A 12,556-nucleotide genomic window follows, 5' to 3' on the forward strand; every position below is an offset into this window, starting at 1 on the left:
AGTGCTTCTTTTTCTGAAGAAAAAGAACACCCCTTCACTTCCCGATACAGAACTGCCCGAACACCGTATCGAGCAGATCCTCCACCCCTACCGCCCCGGTCAGGCGCCCCAGGGCGCGCATGGCCAGGCGCATTTCCTCGCCCCGCATCTCTGGCCAGTGCATATCCAACGCGGCGGCCAGATGGCCAGCGGTTTCTTCGATCGCCGCCCGATGGCGGGCCCGCGTCAGCGGCGGGCCGGCCGCTGACGCGGTCAGCGCCCGGGCGCGTTCGGCCAGCGCCGTGCGCAGCGCGTCCATGCCCGTGCCCTGCCGGACGCTGATCCCGATCGCATCCGCCCCGGCGGGCACCGGTGCCAGGTCGACCTTGTTCCGCACCCTGATCGCATCCGCCGGAATATCGTCGGGCACCGTCTCGCCGTCGAACATCGCGATCACGCAGTCGGCATGTTTCACGTGAAACAGGGCCCGCCTTACGCCCTCGGCCTCGATTTCGTCCTGTGTCTCGCGCAGGCCGGCGGTGTCGATCAGGGTCACGGGCACATCGCCCAGCACCACGCGGATTTCGATGGCATCGCGCGTGGTCCCTGCAATGGCCGAAACAATGGCCGCGTCCCGCCCGGCCAGCGCGTTCAGCAGGCTGGACTTGCCGACATTGGGCGCCCCGACAATGGTGAAGACCAGCCCCCTGCGCAGCTTCTCGCCCCGGCCGCCATCGTCCAGGTGGGCCTGCATCTCGGACCGCAGCGCCGTCAGGTCATCCAGCAGCGCCTGTTCCACACCGGGCGGCAGGTCCTCGTCCGGGAAGTCGATCAGTGCCTCCTGATGTGCCAGCAGGGTCCGCAGCCGGGCCGCCCAGCCGTCATAGATCCGGCTCAGCGTCCCGTCCGCCTGGTCCAGGGCCTGCCGCCGCTGCGCTTCGGTCTCGGCATCGATCAGGTCGGCGATGCCCTCGGCCTCGATCAGGTCCAGTCGGCCATGGGCGAAGGCACGGCGGGTGAATTCGCCCGGCTCCGCCGGCCGTGCGCCCAGTGCCACCAGCGCGTCGGCCACGCCCGCGATCACCGCCGGGCCGGCATGCAGGTGCAGCTCCGCGCTGTCCTCGCCGGTATAGCTGCGCGGACCGGGGAACCACAGCACCAGCGCCCGGTCCAGCAGCACCGGCGCCGCCGCCGCGTCACGCCGCCACAGGCCACGCAGGGATGCCTGGCGCGGCGGCGGCAGCGGGCCGCACAGCCGTTGCAGCATGTCGCCGCATCCCGCCCCGGTCAGGCGCATGACGGCGATGGCCGCGCGTCCCGCCCCGGTCGCCAGCGCGAAGATCGGCATCTGTTCGGTCGGCATCTGTCCTGTCCCCGTTGTCCCGGCGTGTGCGTGATCCCTCTTGCATGTCGCATCCTGCGGCGGAAGAGTACAGAATACGCGACCGAACCGATATGCGCGTTCCGCACCGTGGCGGATGACCTGGGATACGACGATGCCGCAGCTTTCCATGCACTCGCCCATCGGCGACCTGACCCTGACCGAGGAAGACGGGGCGATCATCGCGCTGGACTGGGGATGGGGCCGCGACCAGGACGAAAACCCCCTGCTGCGCCACGCCTGCGATCGGCTGGACGCCTATTTCGACGGCGCGCCGGACCCGTTCGCCGACCTGGTCCTGGCACCGCACGGCACCGCCTACCAGCGCACGGTATGGCAGGCGGTGCGCGCCATACCCCTGGGCCAGACCCGGACCTATCGGCAGATCGCGCAGATCGCCGGCGGTTCGCCCCGATCGGTCGGGAACGCCAACAGCGTCAATCCCATTCCCATCCTGATTCCCTGCCATCGCGTCGTCTCCGTCCAGGGCCTGGGCGGCTATTCCGGCGATGGCGGGTTGACCGACAAGCTCTATCTTCTGGGCCTGGAACGCGCCCCCATTCCAGCCCACGCGCACGAGACGGCCTGACACAGCCACCACGGAAAGGAAGAGAGCGATGTACAGGGCGATTCGCATCCATGATTACGGCGGGCCCGAAGTCCTGAAGCTGGAAACGCTGCCCAGCCCCGTGCCCGGACGGGGGGAAATCCTGATCCGGCAGGAGGCGATCGGCGTCAATTTCATCGACATCTATTTTCGCACCGGGCTGTACAAGCTGCCCACCCTGCCCGCCATCCCGGGGATGGAAGGGGCCGGAACCGTGCTCGCCGTGGGCGAGGACGTGGCCGACCTGGTTCCCGGCGACCGGGTGGCCTATCCCACCGCCCTGGGCGGCTATGCCGAATGCCGCACCATCGCGGCCGATCGCGTCGTGCCCCTGCCGCCCGACATTTCGTCCGAAGTCGCGGCCGCCTGCATGCTGCGCGGCCTGACGGTGCATATGCTGCTGCGCGAGGTCCATGCGGTACAACCGGGCGAGACGATCCTGGTCCATGCGGCGGCGGGCGGTGTCGGCCTGCTGATGTGCCAGTGGGCGCGGTATCTGGGCGTGCGGATGATCGGCGTGGTGTCGACCGAGGAAAAGGGCGAACTGGCCCGGCAGAACGGGGCGTCCGACATCCTGGTCGGGTACGACAACCTGGCCGCGCGCGTGCGCAAGCTGACGGATGGCGCCATGGTGCCCGTCGTCTATGACAGTATCGGCAAGGACACGTTCGTCGCCAGCCTGGATTGCCTGGCACCGCGCGGACTGATGGTCAGCTACGGCAACGCGTCGGGCGAGATCACGGGCATTTCGGTGGGCATGCTGGCCACGCGCGGCAGCCTGTATCTGACCCGGCCGGGGCTGACGACCTATATCGCCCAGCGTCCGGCGCTGCTGGCAGGCGCCGCGGAACTGTTCGGGCTGATCGCGCAGGGTGTGCTTTCGGTGCGGATCGGCCAGCGCTTCGCCCTGGCCGACGCGGCGGAAGCCCAGCGGGCGCTGGAGGCGCGGACGACGGTAGGGAGTACGATCCTGGTGCCGTGATAGATATGGGGCTCTGCCCCATGCCCCGCCAAAGGCCGGGGGCCTTTGGAAACCGATTCCGGCTTCCCTACGACAGCGCCACCCCGGTCAGCCGCTCGGACACCGCCCACAGGCGGCGCGCCACGGGCAGGTTGCGGGCCTGCGCCGGGACGCGCGCATCCGTCACCCGGCCCCGCCGTTCGCCCCGTCCCCCGGGGCCGTAATACCCGCCATCCACGGCCTCGGCCCCCGCTGCCGCAAACAGGATCGGCCGCGCCCCGGCCGCGGCCGACTGGCCCAGCGTCCGGAACGCGACCTCCGTCAGGCAGCGCAGCAGGCGTTCCGCCACGCCCTGCCGCGCTGCCGAGCGGCTGATGGCCAGGTCGGTCTGCGACCAGCCCGGATGGGCGGCGATGGAATGCAGCTTCCAGCCCCCGGACTGTGCCAGCCGGTCCAGTTCCAGCGCGAAGATCAGGTTGGCCAGCTTGCTCTGCTGGTAGGCCCCGAAGGGGCTGTAGCGATGCCGTGCCTGCAGATCGTCGAACGTGATGTGCCCCTGCCGGGCCGCCAGGCTGGCGACGGTGACGACCCGCGCCCCGCCCGGGGCCCGGACCAGCAGCGGCCGCAGCCGCCCGGTCAGGGCGAAATGGCCCAGGTAATTGGTGCCGAACTGCAGTTCGAACCCGTCTTCGGTTTCCTGTCGCCGGGGCGGGGCCATCACGCCCGCATTGTTCACCAGGATGTCCACCGCCCCCGGTCCCTGCCCCTTCAGCCGCTCGGTCAGGTCGCCCGCGAAATCGGCGATCGACCGCAGGCTGGCCAGGTCCAGCACCATGAATTCGGCGCGCGCATCCGCAACTCGCGTCCGCAGCCCCGCCAGGGCGGCGGCGCCGCGATCGGCATTGCGCCCGGTCAGGATGACCGTGGCCCCGCGCGACGCCAGGCCGCATGCGGTCTCGTACCCTAGCCCGCCGGTCGCCCCCGTCACCACGGCGACGCGGCCGGTCAGGTCGGGGGCACGGTCGATCGTCCATTTCAGGGGTACGCTCATCGCGCAGGCTCCTTCTGCTGTTCCCGTTCGGCCTCCCGGGTCGCTTCCTCGGTCAGGCGCCGTTCGTTCTTCTTCAGGAAGACGAAACTGCCGCCGATGACCAGCGTCGCGAGCACGCCCAGGGCGACCCCGACGGGACCCGAAATGCTCAGCACCTGATGGCCCAGGAAATAGGCACCATAGGCGTATCCACCCGCCCAGCCGATGCCGCCCAGCGCGTTGAACAGCAAAAACGTGTGCCATGGCATGTGGTTCGCGCCCGCCAGCAGGGCCACGAAGACCCGCAGGATGGCGATGAATCGGCCGAAGAAGACCACCTTGCCGCCATGGCGGCGGAACAGGTAGCGTCCCAGCATCAGGCGCTGAGACGTCAGGTAGACTTTCGACCCGTGCCGTTCCAGCAGGCGATAGCCGTATGTGCGCCCGATCAGATAGCCGAAATTGTCCCCCATGATGGCACCCAGGACGGCCGCCACCGCGACCCAGCCGATATCCAGCCGGTGCGTGGCCGCGCAATACAGGGCGGACGATATGATCAGCGTTTCGGCCGGCAGCGGCAGGCCCATGCTTTCCAGCATGACGATCACGCCGATCACGCCGTATCCGTACTGGATGAAGAGGGATTCGAACTGATGAACCAGCGGACCGGACCTGACCTGTTGCGAAGAACAGGCTGAGGAACCGTCTGGCCGGCTCCGTGTCAAGTCAATACGACGAACGGAACAGCGGAACAGGAGTACACACATGACAGATCCGACCGTCGCGAAGGGGGCGTCCGTCCTGACGCAGCCCTTTGGCACCTGGCCGTCCGCCGTCACCACCGCCCTGGTCGCGGGCAGGACGGTGGGGCTGTCGGCGGTGCAGGCCGATGGCGATGCGATCCTCTGGCTGGAAACCCGCCCCTCGGAAGCCGGGCGGACGGTGCTGGTCCGCTGGACGGCAGGCACCGGCGCGGTCGACCTGACGCCGCCGCCGCTGGATGTCGGCACGCGGGTGCACGAATATGGGGGCGGGGCCTATGCCGTATCCGGCGGCCGCATCGCCTTCAGCCACCGCCCCGACGGCAGCGTCTGGGTGATCGAGGCCGACGGACCCGCGCGGGCGATCAGCACGGTGGCCGGCCTGCGCTTCGCCGATTTCACCTTCGATCCCGCCGGCGCACGGCTGTTCTGCGTGCGCGAGGACCACCGTGCGGGCGGCGAGCCGGTCTCGGCGCTGGTCGCACTTCCCCTGGCGGGCGGCGACCCGGCCACGCAGGCGGGGCAGGTCCTGGTGTCCGGCCCCGATTTCGTCAGCTCGCCTCGCCCGTCGCCCGATGGCGCCCATCTGGCCTGGATCGAGTGGAACCATCCCGCCATGCCGTGGGATGCGACACGCCTGCGCGTGGGCCGTCTGGAGCGGGACGGCACCCTGGCCGGCGCGCGCACCCTGGCGGGCGACGGCGATCCTGAATCGGTCATCGAACCCGCCTGGGCCGGCCCACGGGCCCTGTACGCGGCGTCGGACCGCAGCGGCTGGTGGAATTTGTGGCGCTTCACCCTGCCGGGCGGCGGCCCCGAACCCGTCGCCCCGATGGCGGCCGAGATCGGCCTGCCGCACTGGGTGTTCGGCCAATGCAGCTACCGTCCGCTGCCGGACGGATCGATCCTGGCCATCGCGATCGACCATGGCGAGGCGCGGACGATCCGGATCAAGGACGATCCGGACCCGTCCATGAGGGTCCATGCCGTGGCATTCGGCCATCCGGCACAATGCCCGGCCCCGCTGGCGGACGGATCGCTGGCGTGGATCGACACCCCGCCGGACGGCCCTCCGGCGGTGGTGCACGGCCGCGTGGGCGCGCCGCCGGATACCCTGCGGGCCGCCGCGGTCCTGGACCTGGCCCCCGGCGACATCGCCCGGGCCGAGACGATTCGTTTCCCGCTGCCCGACGCGCCGGGCGGGGTGCAGCGGGGCCATGCGTTCTTCTACCCCCCGGCCAGCAGCCGCTTTCGCGGCCCGGCGGACGAAAAGCCGCCCCTGATCGTGATGGCCCATGGCGGCCCGACCGGCCGGGCGAGCGAGGCGTTTTCCTTCAAGGTGCAATGGTGGACCAGTCGCGGCTTCGCCGTGGTGGACGTCAATTACGGCGGATCGACCGGCTTCGGCCGTGCCTATCGCCGTCGGCTGGAGGGGAAGTGGGGCGAAATCGACGTGGCGGACTGCATCGCCGCCTGCCGCTTCCTGATCGAGCACGGCCGCGTCGACCCCCATCGCATCGCCATTCGCGGCAGCAGCGCCGGGGGGCTGACGGTGCTGCTGGCGCTGGCGCGGTCCAGCCTGTTCGCCGCCGGGGCCAGCCTGTACGGCGTCACCGACCTGCGCGCCCTGGCGCAGGAAACCCACAAGTTCGAATCCCGCTATCTGGACAGCCTGGTGGGCCCCTATCCGGCGGCCGAGGCCACCTACCTGGCCCGCTCGCCCCTGACGCAGGCCACGGGAATCCAGGTCCCGGTACTGTTCCTGCACGGGCTGGACGACGCCGTCGTTCCGCCCGGACAGGCCCGCGCCATGGCAACGGCCCTGTCCGGCAACGCCGTGCCCCATGCCCACTATGAATTTCCCGGCGAAAGCCACGGCTTCCGGCGCGAGGCCACCATACGCCGCGCGCTGGACCTGGAACTGGATTTCTATGGACAGGTGTTCGGCTTCACGGTTCCGGATGTCAGCGAACGGGTGGTCATGCGGTCCTGATGGTCTGCATCGTCAGACCTTTCCGTACCGGCTGACCTCCTCGTCCCGGACGCCCAGCCTTTCCCCCAGGCGGACCAGGTCGGCCAGGGAATCGGCGCCCATCTTCCTCATGACGCCGGAGCGATGGGCCTTGATCGCGACGACGCTCAGGGAAAGACGGGCCGCGATCTGCTTGTTCATCAGGCCCGCGACGACCAGGGCCATGACTTCGCGCTCGCGCGCCGACAGGGTGGCGTAACGCTGCCGGGCGTCGGCCGCGCCCTGGTCCTGGCGCCATTGCCGCCACCATGTCTCCACCGCGTCCGAGACAGCCGACAGCATCGCCTGGTCGCCGAACGGCTTGGCCAGGAAATCGATCGCCCCCGTCCGCATGCCCCGGACGGCCATCGGAATGTCCCCATGACCGGTCATGATGATGGTCGGGATGCGGAGTCCCGCGTCGACGATCGCCTCGTGGAAGTCGAGGCCGTCGATCCGGCCCAGCTTCACGTCCAGTACCAGGCAGCACGGCCCCTGTGGCACGCCGGCCTTCAGGAAGGCGTGCGGGTCGGCAAACAGGGTCACGGTGAAGCCGGCGGAACGGAACAGGCTGTCCAGCGACGCGCGCACCCCGGCATCGTCATCGACGACGACGACATGCGGCCGGGGCCGGTCTTCCGGTGCCTGCCCGCTCATGCCGCTGCCGCCGCCGTGGCGTGCGCGGCGGGCAGCCTGACCGTTATGACGGCGCCGGAGGGCGTGCCGTTTGCGGCCGTGATCGCACCGCCATGCGACCGGACGATGTTCCGGCAGATCGCCAGTCCCATTCCCATCCCGTCCGGCCTGGTGGTGACGAAAGGCTCGAACAGCGCATTCGGGTCCGGTTGGGAAAATCCGGGCCCGGTATCCCGGATTTCCATTTCGATGGCGCCGGGACGGGATCTGTCCGCCCGCAGGGAAACGGTGATCGTCCTGCGCCGTCCGGCCACCGGTTCCAGCGCCTGTACCGCATTCATCATCAGATTCACGACTACCTGCTGAATTTCGATCCTGTCCGCGTGGATCATGGGAAGGTCGTTTTGAAAGATTTTCTGCACCACGACCCGGCGCGCCGTCGTCTCGGACTGGAGAAGGGCGATCGTATCCTCGACGATCCGTCTCAGGTCCAGCGGGCACCGCGCGACCGGCGCCTTGCGGGTCAGTTCGCGCACATGCCCGACGATGTCGGCGGCCCGCCTGCCGTTGGCCTCGATCTGGCGGAAACAGGACAGGGCCTCGTCGAGATCGGGACGTGTCCGGTCCAGCCATCGGCCGCCGGAGAAGGCCAGGGTCGTCATCGCCGACAGGGGCTGGTTGACCTCGTGGGCGATCGACAGCGCCAGATGCCCGAGCGTGGCAATGCGATCCGCATGCGTCAGCGCCCGGGCGTGGCGCGCCAGATCGTCCCTGGCCCGTTTATTGCGAATGGTCAGGATCGTCACGACAATCGTCGCGGTGATGCTCAGGGCAAGCCGCGCATAGGCGCCGTCGAAGGAGCCGCCATGATGGACGATCGAGAAGGCCGCGCATTCCAGCACGACGCAGGCCGCGCCGATCATCTGCAGCATCCGCATGGTCGCGCGATCGGCGGCGAGCACGATGACCAGCACGTACAGAACGCCGAAGGCGTCATGGGACGGAAACAATGTGATACCGAACACCAGCACGGCAATCAGCGTCGTCGCGCACCACAACCAGCCCCGCATCGGCCTCGCGCTTTCCTCTCTTTCGACCGCAACCTCCTGTTTCATGTGGTGAAACAAGACAGTCGCGCCCCCTATTCTGTTCCTGGATAAGACCGTTCCAAATAGTGAATTAAAACGGTCATATTAGAAAACGTTAACCCACCAGCAACATATACTTAAGGATACCCCACCCCGACACATTTTGCAATTGTGAGTAATTCGCATTTGTGGTTTTAACGAAGCCACCTATCCGTGGTTGTGAGAACGACAGAATGCCGCCTTCCCTGATCCGCCGTCGTATTTATCCCGCCCCGTTCATGGCGGGCCTGGCGCTGCTCTATTCCGGGATTCACGTCCATGCCGCCGACGCGGCAACCGACACCAAGACATCCAAGCCCAAGCATCATCGCCACGCCGCCGGCAAGGCGGCTGCTGCGGGAAAGGCGGCGGCGCATAATCCGGCGAAGGCCGCCCCTGCCCCGGCCGTCGCCGCGACCGGCACGACGGCCGCCCGGCCGCTCTATGCCCCGCCGGGGACGACAAGCACCATTACCCCGACGGAAGAAAACCTGACTGTCGTTGGCAGTCCGATGAACATCCTGCATCAGGATATCGGTCTCAGCCGCATGCCGCAGGATGTCATGCACACGCCGCAGACCGTCAATGTCGTGCCGCAGGTGCTGATGGAACAGCAGAACGTGAAAACCCTCGACGAGGCGCTGAGAAACGTGCCCGGCATTACCGCATCGGTCGGTGAGGGCGAAGGCGGGATGAGCGGCGACCAGTTCCTGATCCGCGGCTTCCAGGCGCAGAACGATATCTATGAAGATGGCCTGCGCGACTATGGCGTCTATAGCCGCGACAGTTTCGATTATGACCATATTTCGGTCATCAAGGGACCGTCGTCCGAGGTCTTCGGAAACGGCACCACCGGTGGCGCCATCAACATGGTCACCAAGATGCCCCATCTGGGGAACAGCTATAGCGGCCAGTTTTCCGGCGGCTCGGCGGACTATTACCGCGGGACGCTGGACGTGAACCAGCAGATCGGCGAATCCACGGCCATCCGCATCGCCGGCATGGGCAATGAAAATGACGAGGTCGGGCGTGACGACGTCTATTCCCATCGCTGGGGTATCGCGCCGTCCATCGCCTTCGGCCTGGGCAAGCCCACGACGCTGACGATTGAATATTTCCATCAGACCGATAACCGCATTCCCGATTACGGCGTGCCGCTGCTGACCAAGCCCGGCACGACCATCGCCCGTCCGGCCACCGAATTCGGCGTGAATCGCAACAACTGGTACGGCACGCAGTACGACCAGGACGATTCGAACGTCGATATGCTGTCGGCGCATCTCAAGCACGAATTCAACAGCCATATCACCTTCTATGACGACCTGCGGGGGGGGATGTACCAGCGTTATTTCTCCGCGTCGTGGGAAGGGTGTAATGCCACGTGTAACGCGGCATATTTCGGAAACGATCCCGCCAGCGCGCTTGTCGATCGCCGTGGCCATCTGGGTGGTCCGGAACCCTACCAGCAGAACGACTGGTCGGTGCAGAACGTCGCGTCAGCGATTGCGAAATTCAATACCGGCATGCTGAAGCACCAGATCATCGCCGGGTGGGACGTGGCCCATGTCTATGACCGTCGTACGAATTACGCCTACAACTACAATGGCCTGAATGGAACGCAGACCGACACGACCGGCCTCGTCAATCCGACCAATTTCGTGCCAGGACTCCTGCTTGGGAATGTCGGCCAATACAGCAGCAACCTTGTGAATATCAGCGGTGTCGGACGCGCGCTTCACAAAACCGGCGTTGCGACCGATGTCGGGGCTTTCTTCTCGGATCAGGTCTGGTTCGCACCGTGGTTCTCGGCCCGCGCCGGTTTCCGCTGGGACCATTGGGACAGCCATTATTCCGCCAACGAGGGAATGGTCGGCACGGGCGTTTCCTACGGCCAGAACCAGGATACCTACAATCCGACCGTCAACCTGATGTACACGCCCAATGATGACACCATGGTCTATTTCAACTGGGCACAGTCGACCACACCTCTCGGCCTGTATGTCACCAACAGTTCCGAACCGCTCCGGGCGACGAATGAAGGATACGCGCCGGAACGCAGCAGCCTTTACGAAATCGGCGCGAAATACAATGCTTTCCACGGTCGTATGGGCTTTACCGTATCCGCCTTCAGGCTGGAAAAAGGCAATTCCCTTCTGACCGATCCGACCACCGGTGACGTCACGCCGTCGAGCGACCGCCAGCGGAACCAGGGATTCGAATTGAGCGCATCCGGCGAAATCCTGAAGAACTGGAACGTGATTGCGACCTACGCATATTATGATGCGAAAACGATCGCGTCCGCCACGGCGGCGGATGTCGGCAAGCGCATTCAATATGCGCCGAAGAATTCGGCGACATTCTGGTCGACCTATACGATCGCACCGGCCACTCCATGGAACGTCACGTTCGGCGGCGGCCTGACCTGGCGGCAGAGCGTCTGGCTCGACCCCGCCAATACGGCGAAGGTACCGGATACCGTTGAATGGGATGCGATGATTTCGCACAGCTTCCTCAAGCATTGGAAAGTGGCCATGAACGGCTACAACCTTGCCAACAGGCTCAATTATTCGAACCTGTTCAGCGACCGCGTGACGCCGTCGACCGGCCGGGCTTTCCTGTTCAACATCTCGGCCACCTATTAAGGTTTTCACGATGCTGATCCATATTCCCTCGGTCCTGACGGTGGAGGAGGTCGCGCATTGCCGCCAGATCATGGCCGGCGCGGAATGGGTGGACGGCCGGGTCACGGCCGGCCCCCAGTCCGCCATGGTCAAGAACAACCTGCAGATCCCGCTTTCGTCCGATGCGCACAGGGAAATGCGCGATATCGTCCTGCGCGCACTGGGCCGCAATCCGACCTACAACAGCGCGGCCCTGCCGCTGCGGGTCGTGCCGCCGCTGTTCAACCGGTACGATGCCGGAATGTCGTTCGCGGCCCATGTCGACAACGCCATCCGCCCGATCCATGAAACCGGGGCGCGCGTTCGCACCGACCTGTCATCGACCCTGTTCCTGTCGGAACCCGATGAATATGACGGCGGCGAACTGGTGCTGCACGAGCCCGGCAGCACGCAGGAGCTCAAGCTGCCCGCCGGGGACATGGTCCTCTATCCGACCACGGCCCTGCACAGCGTCAACGAGGTGACGCGCGGTTCCCGCCTTGCCTCGTTCTTCTGGACGCAATCCATGATCGCGGATGAAGCGCGGCGCCGGATCATGTTCGAACTGGACAGGACCATCATGGACCTGAGGACGCGCCTGCCCGATGACGACCTGGCGGTGCTGAACCTGACGAACTGCTACCACAACCTGATGAGGCAGTGGTGCGTGCTCTAGCCCGCCTGCGCCGCCGTCAGCCCCGGTCCCAGCCCAGGGCGCCGCTCCCTGCCGAGATCGAGGCGATCCGGCAGCAGGCGGAGAAAGGCCATACGCTGGAACAGGTGCTGTGGGGCAAGATCCTGCTGAACAGTGTCTATGTTCCCAGCGACCCGGAAGCGGCCCGGACCTGGTTCACCATCGCGGCCAACGCCCAGTACGGGCCCGGCCACAACATGCTGGGGCGCTGTTTCCATTTCGGCTGGGGCTGCCGGCAGGATTTCCAGCAGGCGGCCCGATGCTACGCCCGGGCCGCCGAACTGGGGGATGAGTGGGGGCGGTACAATCTGGGCATATTGACCATGCGCGGCCTGGGCGTCACGCAGGACCTTGCCACGGCCCTGGCCTGTTTCCGGCAGGCCGCCCATGCGGGGCATGCGAAATCCATGAACCTCTACGCCCGCTTCCTGGAAGAAGGCTGGACCATCCCGCGGGACAGGCAGGCCGCCCTGTCGTGGTATCGGCGCTCGGCCGAAGGGGGCGATTATCGCGGCCAGCACAATTACGCCACGTTCCTGCTGGAAGCCGGCAAGCCCGACCAGGCCCTGCATTTGTGGGAACAGGCCGCCCGGACGGCAACCCCGGACATCCTGCAGGCCATGGCCCGCACCCTGGCCGGCATGGACAGGCCCGAGGCCGCGACACTACGCGAAACCGTCGAGACGCGCCTGAAGGCCATCCTGTAGCC

Annotated in this window: 11 protein-coding genes; 6 read left to right on the forward strand and 5 right to left on the reverse strand. The window is 66.7% G+C overall.

Annotation, left to right across the window (positions count from 1 at the left end; all coding sequences use genetic code 11):
* Nucleotides 1–34: 34 nt before the first annotated feature.
* Nucleotides 35–1,342 carry a tRNA uridine-5-carboxymethylaminomethyl(34) synthesis GTPase MnmE gene (mnmE, locus tag GDI_RS05825; protein ID WP_012224371.1) on the reverse strand — a complete coding sequence of 436 codons (1,308 nt, stop codon included), beginning with the start codon at nucleotides 1,340–1,342 and terminating at the stop codon, nucleotides 35–37.
* A gap of 133 nt (nucleotides 1,343–1,475) precedes the next feature.
* Between mnmE and GDI_RS05830 the strand changes: the two genes are divergently transcribed.
* Entirely contained in the window at nucleotides 1,476–1,949 is a 474-nt protein-coding gene (locus GDI_RS05830) for a methylated-DNA--[protein]-cysteine S-methyltransferase (RefSeq protein WP_012554050.1), read from the forward strand.
* Nucleotides 1,950–1,977: 28 nt separating this feature from the next.
* A complete protein-coding gene (locus GDI_RS05835; RefSeq protein ID WP_012224375.1) occupies nucleotides 1,978–2,949 on the forward strand; it encodes a quinone oxidoreductase family protein in 972 nt (323 codons plus the stop codon).
* A 67-nt stretch (nucleotides 2,950–3,016) separates the two neighbouring features.
* Here GDI_RS05835 and GDI_RS05840 read toward each other — a convergent pair whose 3' ends face one another.
* Nucleotides 3,017–3,979, reverse strand: coding sequence for an SDR family oxidoreductase (locus tag GDI_RS05840; RefSeq protein WP_012224377.1), 963 nt, complete (start codon nucleotides 3,977–3,979; stop codon nucleotides 3,017–3,019).
* Nucleotides 3,976–4,557 (reverse strand): DedA family protein, encoded by a 582-nt coding sequence (locus GDI_RS05845; RefSeq protein WP_144880002.1) that lies wholly within the window; start codon nucleotides 4,555–4,557, stop codon nucleotides 3,976–3,978. The genes GDI_RS05840 and GDI_RS05845 overlap by 4 nt, the downstream gene beginning before the upstream one ends.
* 166 nt (nucleotides 4,558–4,723) lie before the next feature.
* Between GDI_RS05845 and GDI_RS05850 the strand changes: the two genes are divergently transcribed.
* Complete coding sequence (locus GDI_RS05850) at nucleotides 4,724–6,712, forward strand: S9 family peptidase (protein WP_012224381.1); 1,989 nt, start codon at nucleotides 4,724–4,726, stop codon at nucleotides 6,710–6,712.
* A 12-nt stretch (nucleotides 6,713–6,724) separates the two neighbouring features.
* Here GDI_RS05850 and GDI_RS05855 read toward each other — a convergent pair whose 3' ends face one another.
* Both GDI_RS05855 and GDI_RS05860 read right to left on the reverse strand, forming a co-directional pair.
* Nucleotides 6,725–7,387 carry a response regulator transcription factor gene (locus GDI_RS05855; protein WP_012224383.1) on the reverse strand — a complete coding sequence of 221 codons (663 nt, stop codon included), beginning with the start codon at nucleotides 7,385–7,387 and terminating at the stop codon, nucleotides 6,725–6,727.
* A complete protein-coding gene (locus tag GDI_RS05860; protein WP_231854228.1) occupies nucleotides 7,384–8,436 on the reverse strand; it encodes a sensor histidine kinase in 1,053 nt (350 codons plus the stop codon). Before GDI_RS05860 ends, GDI_RS05855 begins: the two co-directional genes overlap by 4 nt.
* Before the next feature lie 251 nt (nucleotides 8,437–8,687).
* Here GDI_RS05860 and GDI_RS05865 point away from each other — a divergent pair, with 251 nt between their 5' ends.
* From GDI_RS05865 to GDI_RS05875, 3 genes are read left to right on the forward strand one after another with little or no spacing between them, the layout of a single operon-like run.
* A complete protein-coding gene (locus GDI_RS05865; protein WP_012224387.1) occupies nucleotides 8,688–11,135 on the forward strand; it encodes a TonB-dependent receptor in 2,448 nt (815 codons plus the stop codon).
* 10 nt (nucleotides 11,136–11,145) lie between these two features.
* Entirely contained in the window at nucleotides 11,146–11,829 is a 684-nt protein-coding gene (locus tag GDI_RS05870) for a Fe2+-dependent dioxygenase (protein ID WP_012224388.1), read from the forward strand.
* A complete protein-coding gene (locus GDI_RS05875; RefSeq protein ID WP_012554052.1) occupies nucleotides 11,817–12,554 on the forward strand; it encodes a tetratricopeptide repeat protein in 738 nt (245 codons plus the stop codon). The genes GDI_RS05870 and GDI_RS05875 overlap by 13 nt, the downstream gene beginning before the upstream one ends.
* Nucleotides 12,555–12,556 lie beyond the last annotated feature (2 nt).

The sequence above is a fragment of the Gluconacetobacter diazotrophicus PA1 5 genome (genome assembly GCF_000067045.1).
GTDB lineage: Bacteria > Pseudomonadota > Alphaproteobacteria > Acetobacterales > Acetobacteraceae > Gluconacetobacter > Gluconacetobacter diazotrophicus.